The following is a 15,024-nucleotide window of genomic DNA, read 5'->3' as shown; positions in this document are numbered from 1 at the left end:
TCAGCTTTCCGGCGCCGTCGGCCCATAGCGGCGGATGATCTCCGACGCGGTCAGCACCAGCAGCCGCGTCGGATCGCACCGATTCGCTTCACTTGCAGCCAGTGCATCCAAGGTATGGAAATAGATGTCGATCAGCTTCTGCTCGAAGGCGTAGAGGTCGCGGTCGACCTGCTCGGGCCCCAGATCCAGGGCGCTGCGCTTCACGTAGTCGACCATCTCCAGATACTGCTTCGATACCCGCAGCGAGGCGATGGGTGTCGCGAAATCCAGAAACACGTCCGCGATGTGGCGCACGAAATAGCCGTCCCGCGGATGGTGGCTGTCGTCTTGCCAGAAGGACGGCAGAGCCAATTCGGGACTGCCGTCCTTCTTCAACTTCGGCAGCTTGGTCTCCTTGTCGATGACCGGCTCTCTGAACACCGCCTCCAGCACGCCGATCTCGCTTTCGACCGTGCCGACCCGCTCCGGACGCACCACGATGATTTTCTCAAACCGCCCCGCGTGCTGACGGAACGCCTTCCCCGGGTCCAGCACGTATTGCAGGAAATTGAAGAACTGCCCTGTCGCGAGCCCTGTGGCGGCGGCCACGTTGACCAGGTGGATGCCGTTGAAATGGGTGCTGATTGGGTTGCTGGCGGTGTCTCGGCGACGACGTATCATCCGCTCCAGCGCCCCCAAGCCATCCTGTCCCGGCGCGGCGAAGGCGTCCTTCAACGTCTCGACCCTGAAATCCGCGACATCCTGGATCAGCGAGTGCGCCAGGTAGAACTTGTTCCGCCCCCCCCGGGTCACTGGCATCGTCGGCACGCCCATCGCGTGAAGGATCGCCAGTTCGTAGAACACGTTGGCCGAGGCGTTGGAGATGTCGGCGATGGCCAGGTCGCAATGCGCGATGTTCGAGAAAACGTCCCGCGGCACGTCGGCGCCGGGCATCTCCGTCGGCCACAGAAGGTTGCAGCGCGGCAGGTCCGGGATCGCGGCGATCGTCTGGCGCGCGGCGGTGACGATGTTGGGGATGTGCCGGGCAAGCGGCAGCCCCTGGTCGTCAGGCTCCGGACCCATCGGGCCGATGACGAAGATGCGGATTTCCGGCGGGCTCAGGTCGGGCAATGCTCTCTCCAACAATATCGCCGGGATGGCGGGCAGAGGCTGGGACGAATCGCGTCACAAGATAGAATGTGCCCCAGATTGAAGCATTAACCTAAATGACTGCAGTATGAACGGAGTCTCGCATGGAGCAGCCCGACGACCCTAGCTTCGCCCCCCTCGAAGGGATGGCGCTCTCGCGGCGAGACGACGAATTCTCCGCCCAGTTCTCGACCCCGGCCGACCCGAGGTTCTGGATCCGGATCGAACTGCCGGTTGGCGAGGAGGTGCAGGTGACGGACCTTCTGCCAGGCTCGGCCTCGGAGCGGCAGGCGGGGGCGGCCTTGGCCCATGCGTTAAGAGCGCTGGGCGCGCAGCGTCGATCTCGGATGGCTCTGCGCGACTTGGGTCCAGCGGGGGACCCGGCGACACGCGAGGCGCTGGCGCGAGTGGAACGGATCCTGGACTATTACCTTGCCATCGAGCGGCGGTTCGTGGCGTCGCGGCAACTGGAGACGTCGCGCAACAAGCTTGCACTGCTGCTGACCTTCCACGCTCTGACGCCCTGAGCTCAGAAAGCTTAACCTTTACGTGCATGCGTTAACCAATCATCAACCATAGCGAGTCACCCTCCGTCCTGCATGGAGGACAGAGCATGACCACGACTGAACCGCCGCCGCGGGACGCGGCCGAGATTAACTGGGATCGCGAGGCGATCTGGGTCCAGGACGCCGCGATGCTGGTGGTCCTTGACGAAGGCAACGAGCGCTTGCGCCTGCAGCGCCAGAACGGCGAGACATTCGAAGCGCCGACGCAGGACTATGCCGACAGCCATTTCCGCTTGCTGGGCGAGGCGATCCTGAAGCCGAAATTCCTGCCGATCCAGGCTTTGTGCTCGGCCGGGGAGACGGTTCTTGCGGATCCCGAGGGCGGCTCGCCACAGCGCATCCCGCCAGGAGACGCTCTGCTCCGTCACCGCGACGGTCGGATCGAGACGGTGGACCGCCACCGTTTCAACTGCCGCTACCGCATCGTCGCCGCTGGCGGCGGAGCCCCGCCGTTCGCTCCGTTCCAATCCGCCTGAGTCCCCGCGCACCGGTTCCGGGCGCGCAACCTCTCAGGCAGACGCCACCTTGCTGCGCCCGTTGGCGGCGCGTCCCTCTTTCATGCTCCAGCACTGGAGGGAGACGCGCCGCGGTCAGGCGAGGCCCGCGAACCGGCGCCTGGGCGCGACCCGCGCGAAACGGTCTGCGTCGCGGGCCATGTGCAGGACCTGGGCGGCGATGTTGAGGCCGGCAAGCGGCGTCTCGACCTCCGGGTAGCGCACGCGCAGCCAGCGCAGCAGCTCGGGCGGCGGCCCGCGGTCGCACAGCGCCACCACGCGCCCGGCCTCGGGCAGCATCCGCTCCATCCGCTCGGTCGCCAGCGCGATCCAGGCGCGCCGGGCGACGGCCGAACAGCCCTCGAGCCGGTCGGCATAGGGCTGGACGCGGGTCTCGGGGTGCAGGAGGCCGTGGCGCGCCGAGAGGATGAACCAGGCGTCGCCGTCCCGCTCCGCCCGCCCGCGGGCGCTGCGGAACCACAGCCCGTCGTAGAGCTCGGCCGCAGGCTCCGGCCGCGGCTGCTGACGCGCGCCGCCGGAGATCAGATACAGGACGTCGACACGGCGCCCTTCCATCGTGATCATCACGTTTCCTCCGATTATGGTTGGTTTGCCGCAAGGGTCGCCAGCTCGACGTTTACGAAGTGTGAACAACCCCCGCGGCGATGCGACCGATTATTTCAATTTCGCGAGATGCCGTGTGGCGCCGCCTGGCGCCGACCCTGCTCGGACGCAGCCCGCACACAGCCCGAACGCAAAACGCCGCCCCCGTGCGGGAGCGGCGCGTTGATTTTCCTCGGGGTTCGGGCTCGGACGCCCGACGCGACGCCTCAGTCGACCGTGACCGCCACAAATCGCAGGTCCCCGCGGGAGCTGACCAGCAGCAGGACCGACTTGCGGCCCTGGTCGCGGGCGGACTGCACGCGCGCCTCGACGTCCTGAGGAGTCGCCACCGATTCCTGGGCCACCTCGACGATCACGTCGCCCGGGCGCAGGCCCTTCTCGGCGGCGTTCGAGGCGCCGTCGACCTCCTCGACCAGCACGCCCTCGACGTCGTCGGCCAGGCCGAAGTCCTGCCGCGCCTTGGGGGTGATCTCGCCCAGCGTCATGCCCAGGGCCTCGGCGCCCGGCGCCTGGTCCTGCGGGGTGACGTCGGCCGAGGCGTTCATCACCGGCGCGTCCTCTTCGAGCAGACCGAGCTCGACCTCGACGGTCGCGACCTCGCCCTTGCGCCAGACCTCGACCTCGACGGTCTTGTGGGCCTGGGTCTCGGCGACCATGCGGGGCAGGTCGCGCATCGTGTCGACCGGCTTACCGTCGAAGTTCAGGATCACGTCGCCGTTCTGCAGGCCGCCGGATTCGGCGGGCCCGTCCGCGACCACCTGCGCGACCAGCGCGCCCGCGGCCTTGTCGAGCCCGAGGCTCTCGGCGATGTCGGGCGTCACCTCCTGGATCGAGACGCCCAGCCAGCCGCGGCGGGTGGAGCCGTATTCCTGGAGCTGGTCGATGACGTTCTTGACGATGTTGGCCGGCACCGCGAAGCCGATGCCGATCGACCCGCCCGTCGGCGAGATGATCGCGGTGTTCATGCCCACCACCGCGCCCGACATGTCGAACAGCGGCCCGCCCGAGTTGCCGCGGTTGATCGCGGCGTCGGTCTGCAGGAAGTCGTCGTAGGGCCCGGCGTTGATGTCGCGGTTGCGCGCCGAGATGATGCCCGCCGAGACCGAGCCGCCGAGACCGAACGGGTTGCCGATGGCCATCACCCAGTCGCCCACCCGGGTCACGTCCGAGTCGGCGAAGGGCACGTGCGGCAGCTCGCGGTCGGGGTCGACCTTCAGCAGCGCCACGTCGGTCTTGGGATCGGTGCCCACCAGCTCGGCGGTCAGCGAGGAGCCGTCGGTGAAGTTCACCTTGATTTCGTCGGCGCCGTCGATGACGTGGTTGTTGGTCACCACGTAGCCGTCGGCCGAGATCACGAAGCCGGAGCCCAGGGACTGGCGCGGGCGCATCTGCCGCTCGCCGCCGCCGCCGCGCTCGCCGAACAGCTCGGGGAACAGCTCGCGGAAGGGCGAGTTCTCGGGCAGCTGCGGTCCGCCGGGCCGCTCGGGCATGGCGACCGCGGAGGTGGTGGCGATGTTGACCACCGCCGGGCTCAGCGTCTCGGCCAGGTCGGCGAAGGTCGCGGGCGCGCCGGCCGGCTGCGGTCCCGCCTGCTGGGCCATCGCCTGCGGCAGGGGTCCCGCCGCGACCAGGGCTGCGGCGAGCGCCGCGGCCAGCGCCAGCGAGGACGCCATCGGGCGGCCGCGGACGGAGAGGGATGAGATGGGCACGTCTGCTACCTCCAGCTACCGGTTGCCGCGGGCGGTCGCCCTTCCGGCCCCTGCGCGAGACTAGCGGAGGGAAGGCCAAGGCCGCGGGCTGATTATTCGATCGGCACGTAGATGTGGTGTATTCGCCACGTCGCAACCGTTTCGGGCGCGCCGTCCGTCACATCCGCGCGATGCGCCGAGAGGGGCGGGCGGCGCGCCCGTCCGCCCCGTCGCGCGGCAGGCCCGCTCAGGCCCCGGGGCAGGCGCCGCGCTCAAGCGCCGCGCGGAAGGCCCGCGCAGCGGCGGTCGCGGCCAGCGTCTGGGCGCGGGTCAGCAGGCGGAACAGGGGACCCTCGACGGTCTCGTCCGGGGTCTCCACGATCAGGGTGACCGGGAAGGGCGCGCCGTGGGGCGAGGGCAAGGGCGGCCCCTCGACCACCGGCACGCAGCCGATCCGCGCCGGCCGGGCCGAGGGCGCGTAGCGCTCCAGCGTCGCAAGCTGGCGACGGTTCAGGGCTGCGATCTCGGGATCGGCCTCCAGCGCCGCGGCGGCGGCCTCCAGCGCCGCGCGGGCGGGATCGGCCCAGGCCTCGTCCCGGCGCAGGATCAGGAAGCAGCCGCGGGGCAGCGACCAGCTCTCGAACCCGTGGGGGAGGTAGCCGGTGAAGGGGTGCAGCCACTCGTGCGAGGGGTAGCCGTGCAGGCTCAGGTGCAGGTCGGCGCCGACGGCGTCGCGCAGCCTCGGGCGCAGCGCGCCCTCGCCGCCCGCCACGAAGGCGAGGTCCGCGCCCAGCGCCGTGTAGCGGGCCGCATGGTGCATGTGGCGGGGCGCCGTTTCGCGCAGCCGCATGTGCAGGGCGTGGCCGTCGGGGTTTTCCAGCGGACAGAGGGCGACGGGGATGCCCTCGGCCGCCAGCGCGCGGGCGGTCAGCAGGGCGCCGGGGATGCCGGTAGGCTCGTTGGCGTGCTGGCCGCCGGTGACCACGACGCCGGGGCCCCGCCCGGCCCGCACCCGCGCCTGCACCGGCCGACCTCGGCGGGAGCGGACGACAAGCGCCTCGCCCCCGAACCCCTCCAGCGCCGCGGCGATCTCGCCGGCCGTCATCGGCCGATCGAGCGTCTCCAGTTCCGGCGCAGGGGCGGTTGCGGGGGCCCGCCGGGCCGCGGCGCCCGTGGGCGGCGGCGAGACGGTGATCTCGAGCCGCACCGGCCCGTCGTCCGCGACCGGCACGATCCGGGGGACCACCTCGCCCGGCGTCAGCGAGCGGTCGCCCGCCGGCAGCCCCGCCGCTGCGCGCAGCAGGTCCAGCGCGCCGAAATAAAGCTCCTCGTGCAGCGCCTCGGCGAGGCTCAGGCATTCGGCGCCCGTGGGCAGCGGCAGATCCTGCAGCGGCGCCTCGAGGCGCAGGACCAGCCGGTCGAAATGCGGGCCGGGGCCGCGCCAGCCGTGGTGCTCGATGGTCTCGGCCAGCGTGTCGAAGGCGGCGAACAGCGCCCGCTCGACAGGGTCCTCCCAGGGCGCGTCGAGAGCGGGGGCCGCGGCGCCCGCCGGCACGATCCGCAGCCAGCCGCAGGCGGCCAGCGCCCGGCCGCCGTGGGGCGCGGCGCGGACCCGCACGGGGATCGTCAGCCGCGTCTCCCGGCCGTCCGCGCCCCGCAGCAGGCGGCACGCCGGCGCCTCGCCCGGCGGCGTGGGGAGCGGGTCGGGGCGCAGCGTCGCCTGCCCGGGCCAGAGTTCGGCCGCGGGATGCAGCTCGCGCAGGAACCGCTCGGGGTCGGCGTCGGGGAGAACGGGGTAGAGGAGGTCGAGGGTTTCCCCCTCGCGCGGCCCCTCGCCTTCCAGCAGCGCATGCACGACGGTCTTCCAGGCGCTGCGCACCTGCGCCTCGATCCCGCGGGCGGCGAGCCGCGCCTCGGCCTGCCGGCGCAGGGCGGGGGGCGCGAAGCTCCACGCCTCGATCCGGTCGCCGGGGGCGAGCCCCGCGAAGGGCGCCCGATCGAGCGGAATCGCCGGGCCGAAGTCGCGCGCCAGCAGCGTCTCGACGCTCCCGCCCCCCTGCGAGGCCGGTCCCGCGGGCCCCCTCGGGATTGCACCGACCGGGCTTCTCGTGCTCCTCATCCGCCATCCCCTTGTTGTCGGAAGACTCTTTCGCTACCCATTGTAGACAAGCGCGGCGACACGCCGCGGAGGTTTTCGATATGACGACGCCGCAGGGCGCGCAGTCGCGGGCGCAGGAGCCTGCCAGCACCGTTCCGGCCCGGGCCCGCAGCAAGGCGCCGGCCCGTTATGCTGCGCTGGACCTGGGCACCAACAACTGCCGCCTGCTGATCGCCGAGCCCGATCCCTCCGGCTTCCGGGTCATCGACGCCTTCAGCCGCAACGTGCGCCTGGGCGAGGGGGTCGAGACCCATGGCGAGCTGTCGCGCGCCGCGATGTCCCGCACCATCGACGCCCTGCGCATCTGTGCTTCCAAGATCCGCCGCCACGACGTCTCGCGGTGCCGGATCGTGGCGACCGAGGCTTGCCGGCGCGCCACCAACGCGCGGGGCTTCCTGCGCCGCGTCCGGCGCGAGACGGGCCTCGAGATGGAGGTCATCACGCCCGAGCAGGAGGCCCGCCTGGCGCTGGCCGGCTGCGCGCCCCTGCTCGACGAGAAGGCCGAGAGCCTGATGGTCTTCGACATCGGGGGCGGGTCGACCGAGCTGATCTGGCTGGACCTCGCGGGCTGCGCGCCGGCGGAGCGCCAGGACCTGATCCTGGCGCTGGCGCCGGGCCGCGGCGGCCCCGACCGCTCCGAGCTGCGCCGGGCGGCGCGCGAGCGGATCGTGGACTGGATCTCGGCGCCCGTCGGCGTCGCGACCCTCCACGACCGCTATTCGGACGTGGAATCCGACGCCGACCGCTATGCCCTGATGGCCTGCCATTTCGAGGATCATATCGCGGGCTTCCTCCCCTACGAGGACGAGGCCGCGGCGGCCAAGCTGCCGGGCCTGCAGATCATCGGCGCCTCGGGGACGGTGACCACCATCGGCGCCCTGCGGCTTGGGCTGACCAAGTACGACCGGGCCAAGGTCGACGGCATGTGGCTCGAGCGCTCGGCCTCCTCGCGCATCGCGCGCCACCTGATCGATCTGGGCCCCGAGGGCCGGCGCCTGCATCCGGGCGTGGGCCCCGACCGGGCCGAGCTGGTGATCGCGGGCGCCGCGATCCTGCAGACCATCCTGCGGCTATGGCCCGCGCCCCGCATCCGCGTCGCGGACCGTGGCCTTCGCGAGGGGATGCTGTATTCCCTGATGTGGGCCGAGCGGGCCCGGCAGCACTGATAAGACGGACCAGGCCATGAGCGGCGGCAAGAGCGACGGCGGCGGGGGCGGACCCTCCGGGCGCGGCGCGCGGGAACTGAAGACGCGGGTGAAGACCGCCAAGGGCCGGCGCCTCTCCTCGACCCGCTGGCTGGAGCGGCAGCTCAACGACCCCTACGTGCAGCGCGCCAAGCGCGAGGGCTATCGCGGCCGCGCCGCCTTCAAGCTGCTCGAGATCGAGGAGAAGCACCCGTTCCTCAAGACCGGCGGCTGCATCGTCGACCTCGGCTGCGCCCCCGGCGGCTGGCTGCAGGTGGCGGTCAAGAAGACCAACGCCGACGGCGCGCGGCCCAACCGCCCGCGCGGCCAGGTTCTGGGCGTGGACATCCAGGAAGTCGACGCCCTGCCCGGCTGCGACCTGCTGCAGATGGATTTCCTCGAGGAGGGCGCCGAGGCGGCGGTGAAGGCCGCGCTCGGCGGACCGGCGGACGCGGTCCTCTCGGACATGGCGGCCTCCGCCTCGGGTCACCGGGCGACCGATCACCTGCGGATCATGGCGCTGTGCGAGGCCGCGGCCTGGTTCGCCACCGACGTGCTCAAGCCCGGCGGCGCGTTCCTGGCCAAGACCCTGCAGGGCGGCTCCGAGGCGGATCTGCTGGGGATGCTGAAGTCGAACTTCGAGACGGTGCGCCACATCAAGCCGCCCTCGAGCCGCAAGGATTCGGCCGAGATGTATGTGCTCGCCACCGGCTTCCGCGGCGCCCCCCGCACCGCATCTGAGGAAGACGACCCCGAGGCCGGCCCGCTGGGCTGACGCCAGGCCCCTCTCCCGACATCCGCTTCCCCCGCGCGTCGCCCGCGAGGCCCCGGGTCAAGCCCGGGGCGCACCCGCCGTCCCTGAGGCGCCCGATTCCCCGCTGGCGCCCCTCCGACGCCCGGCCTCGGCGGCTCCCCTCCGACCCCCTCGCGAAGCGCCTGTTTCCCGGAGCCGTCCGTCGCTGATGCCGATCAGAGCGACTCGTCCCCTCCGGTCAGGGATCGCCGCAGGCGACCCCCGCAGGGGGCTTGTCCTTGACCGGAGGGGGCGAGTCGCTCAGGCATCAGAAGCGACGGACGGCTCCGGGGAACAGGCGCGGCCCTGTTTCCTGGTGAGTCCCGAAGCGGCCTCTCTCTTCCTCTCGGTTCCTCTCGGCGCCCATCGCCGCACCCCCCTTCGCCGCGTGGACAGCCCCCGCCGGGATGGCTAACGCTCCCGTCCATGATCAGACCGCTCTACAACTGGGTGCTGCGCCAGGCGGAAACGCCCTATGCGCTCTGGACGCTGGCCGTGGTCAGCTTCATCGAGAGCTCGATGTTCCCGATCCCGCCGGACGTGCTGATGATCCCGATGATCATCGCCGCCCCCCATCGCGCCTGGCTGATCGCGGCGGTCTGCACGGCCTCCTCGGTGATGGGCGGGGCGCTGGGCTACTATATCGGCCACGAGCTGTTCGACAGCGTCGGCCGCCCGGTGCTGGAATTCTACCACAAGGACGGCGCCTTCGACGCGCTGGCCGGCTCCTACAACGACCAGGGCTTCTGGGCGGTGCTGATCGCGGGCGTCACGCCCTTCCCCTACAAGGTCATCACGATCTTTTCAGGCGTCACGGGTTTGAACTTCGCCCTGTTCATGGCGACCTCGATCCTCGCGCGCGGCCTGCGGTTCTTCATCATCGCCGCGCTTCTCTACCGCTTCGGCGAGCCGATCCGCGACTTCATCGACCGGCGGCTGGGGCTGGTTGCGACCGTCTCGGTCGTCCTGCTGATCGGAGGCTTCGCCATCGTGAAGTACGCCATTTGAGCGCCCGCGCCGCCCCCCTGCCCGAGACCGTCCAGACCTACCTTGCGGGCCTCGCCGCCGCCGGCTCCGCGGGTCTGCTGGCGGGCGCCTTCCTGTTCCAGCATGTCGGCGGCCTGCCGCCGTGCGAGATGTGCATCTGGCAGCGCTGGCCCCATGCGCTGGCGATCGTTCTGGGGGCGCTGCTGCTGGTCCCCGTGCTGCGCGGGCTGCGCGCGATCCGCGCCGCGGGCGCGCTGGCGATGCTGCTCGGCGCGGGCGTCGCCCTTATGCACACAGGCGTCGAGCGCGGCTGGTGGGAGGGCCCGACCGAGTGCTCGTCCTCCGTCGGCGCGGGCATGTCGACCGACGACCTGCTGGCCGCGATCCACAACGCCCCGCTGGTGCGCTGCGACGACGTCGCCTGGAGCCTGATGGGCCTGTCGATGGCCTCGTGGAACGGGATCCTGTCGCTGATCCTCGCCGGCCTGTGGATCGCCTCCCTCAGGCGGAGCGCGTGATCGGACGCATTCAGGGCTCCAGCTCGGCGTCCCAGTAGAGGTAATCGAGCCAGGTCTCGTGCAGGTGGTTGGGCGGGAACTTGCGCCCCACGTTCTGCAACTGGCCGGCGGTGGGGCGGCCGGCGGGCTTGAACAGCCGCATCCCCGCCTCGCGCAGCGACCGCGAGCCCTTGCGCAGGTTGCACGGCCCGCAGGCGGCGACGACGTTCTCCCAGGTGGTCCGCCCGCCCGCGGCGCGCGGGATCACGTGGTCGAAGGTCAGGTCCCCCTTGGCGCCGCAATACTGGCAGCGGAACTCGTCGCGCAGGAACAGGTTGAAGCGGGTGAAGGCCGCGAGCCGCGCCGGCTTCACGTAGTCGCGCAGCACCACCACCGAGGGCAGCCGGATCTCGAGGCTGGGCGAGCGCGCCACCTCGTCGTATTCGGCCACGATGGTCACCCGATCGAGGAAGGCGGCCTTCACCGCCTCCTGCCAGGGCCAGAGCGACAGCGGGAAGTAGCTCAGCGGCCGATAGTCGGCGTTGAGCACCAGCGCGGGATGCTCCTTCAGCCGCGCCGGACTTCGCACGAACTGGGTGGTGTAGGGGTCGTTGCGCACCCGACAGGTCTCCCGTCCCGACGTTCCAGTTCCGCCGGGACGGGACGCGTCCCGTCCCGGTAGGTAACAGGACTATATCTGGCGGATGACGTCGCGCAACACTCCAGATGCTGGGAGCCCATCCGCCGCACACAGAGGTCTACCAGCGCAATGCGACGACTTGACGACGTCGGCGGGGTCGCGGATCGGTCCGCGGGAACAAGGGCTTGGCGCCCTCGCCCCGCGGCATCCGGGGTCAGGCGATATGGGTCTTGAGCATCTGCAGCGCCGCGCCCAGCCCCTCGGGCGAGATCGAATGCTGCACATTGGGGCACGGCAGGACCCGCACATCGATCCCCGCCTCGGCGAGGCCGCGCGCGGCCAGCTCCATGTTCTCGAAGGGCACCATCGGGTCGGCCTCGCCATGGGCGAGCAGCACCGGGGGCTTCGTAACGATCTCTGAGGCCAGCGTCTCGGGCGAGAGCAGCATGCCCGAGAAGCCGACCACGCAGCCCAGCTGCTCCTTGCGCCGCGGGGCCACGTGCAGGGACATCATCGTGCCCTGGCTGAAGCCGATCAGCGCCAGCTTGTCGGCCGGCAGCCCGGTCTCGGCCAGGATCGCGTCGAGATAGTCGTTCACCAGCCCGATCGAGACCGCCATCGAGGCCGCCCGTTGCGCCTCGGTCGAGCCGTCCATGCGCGGGATCGGGAACCACTGGTAGCCCATCGGGTTCATCGTGCTGCGCTCGGGCGCGTTGGGGGCGTAGAAGGCGGTGTCGGGCAGGTGGTCGGCCAGGACGTCGCCCAGCCCCAGCAGGTCCGGCCCGTCCGCGCCATAGCCGTGCAGGAACACCGCCGCCGATTTCGCCTCGCCCGATTTCGCCGGCAGCGAGGGTCCCGTAAGAGCCGCCATCAGATCATCCCTTCCCTGTTCTTGGCCGCCCTGTAGTAGGCCCAAAGCACCCGCGCCGCCACCCCGCGCCAGGGCGACCAGTCGCGCGCCATGACCGCGAAGTCCTTCTCGGCCGGGCGCTTGTCCAGCTCGAACAACAGGCGCGCGGCCTCCTGAAGCGCCAGGTCGCCGGGGGCGAACACGTCCGCCCGCCCCAGAGAGGTCAGAAGATACACCTCCGCCGTCCAGCGCCCGATTCCCGGCAACGCGTCCAGCGCCGCGATGGCGTCCTCGTCCGGCATCCCCCTCAGCGCCTCGAAGTCGAACCCCGACTCCGCCAGCGCGCGGGCATAGCGCACCTTGGGCCGCGACAGCCCCAGCGCCCGCAGCCCCTCGTCGTCGAGCGCGCGCACCGCCTCGGCTGAGGTCGCCCCCGCCGCCTGCACCCGCGCCCAGATCCCCGCCGCCGAGGCGACCGAGACCTGCTGCGAGACGATGGCCGACAACAGCGCCTCGAACCCGTCGCCCCTTCGCCGCAGCGGCGGCGGCCCGCAAATCTCGAGCGCCCGCGCGAACCGCGGCTCGCGGGCGGCCAGCCACGCCGCCCCCTCGGCCACGCACGCCTCGGTTTCGATGATCCGTCCCACGCTCATGCCGCCGACAGGACCTTCCCCTCGCGCCTCTCGTCAACCCGCAACCTGCGCTCCCGCCAGGATCCCCTCGCGAAGCGCCTGTTCCCCGGAGCCGTCCGTCGCTGATGCCGAAAAGAGCGACTCGTCCGCAGCGGTCAAGGATCGCGCAGCGACCCCCGCAGGGGGCTTGTCCTTGACCGCTGCGGGCGAGTCGCTCAGGCATCAGAAGCGACGGACGGCTTCGGGGGACAGGCGCGGCCCTGTTCCCGGGTGAGTCAGGAGCTCCGCCGGAGGCTCCGCCGCCCCGTCCTCCCGGCGCCCCGCCAGCCACAGGCCAGGCCCGCCCGCAGGGCGCCTCCGTCCCACCTTGACCGCCCCGCCCGCACAGGCTTCCCTCCCGCCCGATGCACACAGAGCGTTTCGCCCCCTCCCCCAACGGCCGCCTGCACCTGGGCCACGCCTTCTCGGCGATGCTGTCCCATGACGCCGCCCGCGCCGCGCGCGGCCGCTTCCTGCTGCGGATCGAGGACCTCGACCGTGCCCGCGCCCGTCCCGAGTTCGAGCAGGCGATCGGGGACGATCTCGCCTGGCTCGGCCTCGCCTGGCCGTCCCCGATCCTGCGCCAGTCCGAGCGCGCGGACACCTACGCCGCGGCCCTCGCCACCCTTCGATCCCGAGGCCTGCTCTACCCCTGCGCCTGCACCCGCAAGGACATCCTCGCCGCGCTCGACGCCCCGCAGGAGGGCGGGCCCGACGGTCCCGTCTACCCCGGCACCTGCCGCCGCCATCCGCCGGATCCCGCCGCGCCCCACGCGCTGCGCCTCGACATGGCCGCCGCCATCGAGGCGCTGGGCGGCGCGCAGGCGCTCCCGCGGCTCGCCTTCACCGAGCTCGAGGAAGGCCCGCAGGGCGAGCGCGGGGCGCAGCCCCTCCGCGCAGACTGGCTTGAGACCAGTTGCGGCGACGTGGTCCTGGCCCGCAAGGACGGCGCCGCGGCCTATCACCTGGCGGTGGTCGTGGACGACGCCTTCCAGGGCGTCACCCATGTCACCCGCGGGCGCGACCTGTTCCCCGCCACGCCGATCCACCGCCTGCTGCAGGCGCTTCTGGACCTGCCCACGCCGCTCTACCGCCACCACCGGCTGATCCGCGACGCCGCCGGCCGGCGCCTGGCCAAACGCGACCGCGACGCCGGCATTCACGAACTGCGCGAAGCCGGCCTCACTCCTTTGGAAATCCGCGCGCGCGTCGGTCTTCCATGATCAGCCGCCGGATCAGGCCCGAGAGCAGCGGCAGCGAGAACAGCACCGCGAAGATCCGCGTCAGGTGATGGGTGGCCACGAAGGCCGGGTCCGCGTCGATCGAGATCGCGATCAGCGACATCTCGGCCACCCCGCCCGGCGCGAAGGCCAGCAGCGCCGCGATCAGGTCGATCCTCAGCGCCCAGGCCGCAAACCCCGCGAACCCGACCGAGACGATCATCAGCAGCACCGTGCCCAGCAGCGTCCACAGCGCCGTCTCGGCGAAGAAGCGCAGCGGCACGCCCCGGAAGCGCGTGCCGATCGACGAGCCGGTGACCACCAGCGCCGCCTCGACCATCCAGCCCGGCAGCCCGCCGTCGATCACCCCGGGAAAGCGCAGCGCGGCCGAGGCGATCAGCGGCCCCATCAGGTAGGGCACCGGGAACTTCACCCGCCGGAACAGCCAGATCAGCGGCAGCGCCAGCGCCGCCAGCGCGCCGAGATCCGCCCATTCCAGCAACCCGCCATGGGGCTCGGGCGCCTGCTCGGGGGCGCTCAGCCCCAGCCAGCCGAAGGCCACGATCGGCGCGGCCACCACCACCAGCGCCACCCGCAGCGAGTGATACAGCGCCACCCGTCGCTCGTCCGAGCCCGCCTCGCCGGCGAACATCGCGATCGCGGTCAGCCCGCCGGGCATCGAGATCAGCAGCGAGGTCGCCCGGTCCAGCCGCGACAGCCAGCGGAACATCACATAGCAGACCGCGCAGCCCACCGGCACGTAGAGCACCGCCATCGCCAGCGTGGCGGGCCATTTCGACAGGCTTTCGGCGTCGGCGGCCGAGAAGCTCTCGCCCAGGAACAGACCCACGACCGAGAGGAAGATCATCCGCAGCCAGATCGGCACGTCGGCCGGCGCGCCCGCGACAGTCGCGAACATGTTGAAGAACAGCGCCCCCAGCATCCAGGCCAGCGGCACGCCGGCAAGGTGAAACAGGAACCCGCCCGTCGCCCCGATCCCCAGGCCCAGCGCCAGGCGCCTGAGGTTCGGCCCGCTCAGCCGCTCGGCCCAGACGGCGCGGCCCTCGGCGTCCCAGGGGGCGCTCAAGCCTCTACGGGGGCCAGGATCTCGACCTCGGCGCCCTCCCGCACGGCGGTGTAGAAGCACGAGCGGCGGTTGGTGTGGCAGGCAGGGCCGGTCTGCTCGACCAGCGCCAGCAGCACATCGCGGTCGCAGTCCACCCGCAGCTCGACCAGCCGCTGACGGTGGCCCGAGGTCTCGCCCTTGCGCCACAACTGCGCGCGCGAGCGCGACCAGTAGGTCACCTGGCCCGTGGCCAGCGTCTCGGCCAGCGCCTCTCGGTTCATCCAGGCGACCATCAGCACCGTCCCGTCGCCGGCGTCCTGGGCGATGGCGGGGATCAGCCCCTTGTCGTCCCAGCGCAGCGTTGCGGGGTCGAAGGCCGGCGCGGGGGCGGCGGGGTCGACAGGCTCGGGAAGCGGCAGGGGCAAGACCAGGGTCTCCTTATCGTGCGGGCCCGCGTC

At 71.7% G+C, this 15,024-nt stretch carries 16 protein-coding genes; 7 read left to right on the top strand and 9 right to left on the bottom strand.

Features of this window, described 5'->3' with window-relative positions; genetic code table 11:
* Positions 1–1,110: a hypothetical protein gene (locus AAC134_RS09270; protein ID WP_339948798.1), complete on the bottom strand. Its 1,110-nt coding sequence runs from the start codon at positions 1,108–1,110 to the stop codon at positions 1–3.
* 122 nt (positions 1,111–1,232) lie between these two features.
* Between AAC134_RS09270 and AAC134_RS09265 the strand changes: the two genes are divergently transcribed.
* Both AAC134_RS09265 and AAC134_RS09260 read left to right on the top strand, forming a co-directional pair.
* The gene (locus AAC134_RS09265) at positions 1,233–1,655 is read left to right on the top strand and encodes a hypothetical protein (protein WP_339948797.1); all 423 of its coding nucleotides are present in this window, start codon (positions 1,233–1,235) and stop codon (positions 1,653–1,655) included.
* 86 nt (positions 1,656–1,741) lie between these two features.
* Complete coding sequence (locus AAC134_RS09260; RefSeq protein WP_339948796.1) at positions 1,742–2,170, top strand: hypothetical protein; 429 nt, start codon at positions 1,742–1,744, stop codon at positions 2,168–2,170.
* Positions 2,171–2,284: 114 nt separating this feature from the next.
* On the opposite strand, the gene AAC134_RS09255 is transcribed toward AAC134_RS09260, so the two are convergent.
* From AAC134_RS09255 to AAC134_RS09245, 3 genes are all read right to left on the bottom strand, one after another.
* Positions 2,285–2,773: a DUF6884 domain-containing protein gene (locus AAC134_RS09255; protein WP_339948795.1), complete on the bottom strand. Its 489-nt coding sequence runs from the start codon at positions 2,771–2,773 to the stop codon at positions 2,285–2,287.
* Between the two features lie 245 nt (positions 2,774–3,018).
* The gene (locus tag AAC134_RS09250; protein WP_339948794.1) at positions 3,019–4,521 is read right to left on the bottom strand and encodes a DegQ family serine endoprotease; all 1,503 of its coding nucleotides are present in this window, start codon (positions 4,519–4,521) and stop codon (positions 3,019–3,021) included.
* A 226-nt stretch (positions 4,522–4,747) separates the two neighbouring features.
* Entirely contained in the window at positions 4,748–6,619 is a 1,872-nt protein-coding gene (locus AAC134_RS09245) for a peptidase M14 (RefSeq protein WP_339948793.1), read from the bottom strand.
* A gap of 80 nt (positions 6,620–6,699) precedes the next feature.
* Between AAC134_RS09245 and AAC134_RS09240 the strand changes: the two genes are divergently transcribed.
* From AAC134_RS09240 to AAC134_RS09225, 4 genes are all read left to right on the top strand, one after another.
* Positions 6,700–7,824: a Ppx/GppA phosphatase family protein gene (locus AAC134_RS09240; protein ID WP_339948792.1), complete on the top strand. Its 1,125-nt coding sequence runs from the start codon at positions 6,700–6,702 to the stop codon at positions 7,822–7,824.
* A 16-nt stretch (positions 7,825–7,840) separates the two neighbouring features.
* The gene (locus tag AAC134_RS09235) at positions 7,841–8,617 is read left to right on the top strand and encodes an RlmE family RNA methyltransferase (RefSeq protein ID WP_339948791.1); all 777 of its coding nucleotides are present in this window, start codon (positions 7,841–7,843) and stop codon (positions 8,615–8,617) included.
* A 444-nt stretch (positions 8,618–9,061) separates the two neighbouring features.
* Positions 9,062–9,643 carry a YqaA family protein gene (locus AAC134_RS09230; RefSeq protein ID WP_339948790.1) on the top strand — a complete coding sequence of 194 codons (582 nt, stop codon included), beginning with the start codon at positions 9,062–9,064 and terminating at the stop codon, positions 9,641–9,643.
* Positions 9,640–10,140 carry a disulfide bond formation protein B gene (locus AAC134_RS09225; RefSeq protein ID WP_339948789.1) on the top strand — a complete coding sequence of 167 codons (501 nt, stop codon included), beginning with the start codon at positions 9,640–9,642 and terminating at the stop codon, positions 10,138–10,140. The genes AAC134_RS09230 and AAC134_RS09225 overlap by 4 nt, the downstream gene beginning before the upstream one ends.
* Positions 10,141–10,150: 10 nt before the next feature.
* On the opposite strand, the gene AAC134_RS09220 is transcribed toward AAC134_RS09225, so the two are convergent.
* From AAC134_RS09220 to AAC134_RS09210, 3 genes are all read right to left on the bottom strand, one after another.
* Complete coding sequence (locus AAC134_RS09220; RefSeq protein WP_339948788.1) at positions 10,151–10,738, bottom strand: HNH endonuclease; 588 nt, start codon at positions 10,736–10,738, stop codon at positions 10,151–10,153.
* Positions 10,739–10,973: 235 nt separating this feature from the next.
* Positions 10,974–11,630 (bottom strand): dienelactone hydrolase family protein, encoded by a 657-nt coding sequence (locus AAC134_RS09215; RefSeq protein WP_339948787.1) that lies wholly within the window; start codon positions 11,628–11,630, stop codon positions 10,974–10,976.
* Positions 11,630–12,262, bottom strand: a complete 633-nt coding sequence (locus AAC134_RS09210; protein WP_339948786.1) for a DNA-3-methyladenine glycosylase 2 family protein — start codon at positions 12,260–12,262, stop codon at positions 11,630–11,632. Before AAC134_RS09210 ends, AAC134_RS09215 begins: the two co-directional genes overlap by 1 nt.
* A gap of 383 nt (positions 12,263–12,645) precedes the next feature.
* On the opposite strand from AAC134_RS09210, the gene gluQRS reads away from it, so the two are divergent.
* Entirely contained in the window at positions 12,646–13,503 is an 858-nt protein-coding gene (gluQRS, locus tag AAC134_RS09205) for a tRNA glutamyl-Q(34) synthetase GluQRS (protein WP_339948785.1), read from the top strand.
* Here the strand turns inward: gluQRS and AAC134_RS09200 are convergent.
* Both AAC134_RS09200 and hisI read right to left on the bottom strand, forming a co-directional pair.
* Positions 13,463–14,587 carry an AbrB family transcriptional regulator gene (locus tag AAC134_RS09200; protein ID WP_339948784.1) on the bottom strand — a complete coding sequence of 375 codons (1,125 nt, stop codon included), beginning with the start codon at positions 14,585–14,587 and terminating at the stop codon, positions 13,463–13,465. The two genes, gluQRS and AAC134_RS09200, sit on opposite strands and share 41 nt — an antisense overlap.
* On the bottom strand, positions 14,584–14,991 hold the full coding sequence (hisI, locus tag AAC134_RS09195) for a phosphoribosyl-AMP cyclohydrolase (protein WP_339948783.1): 408 nt from the start codon (positions 14,989–14,991) through the stop codon (positions 14,584–14,586). The genes AAC134_RS09200 and hisI overlap by 4 nt, the downstream gene beginning before the upstream one ends.
* Positions 14,992–15,024 lie beyond the last annotated feature (33 nt).

It is taken from the genome of uncultured Albimonas sp. (genome assembly GCF_963977235.1).
Classification (GTDB): Bacteria; Pseudomonadota; Alphaproteobacteria; order Rhodobacterales; family Rhodobacteraceae; genus Albimonas.
This window is presented reverse-complemented; position numbering and strand designations above follow the sequence as displayed.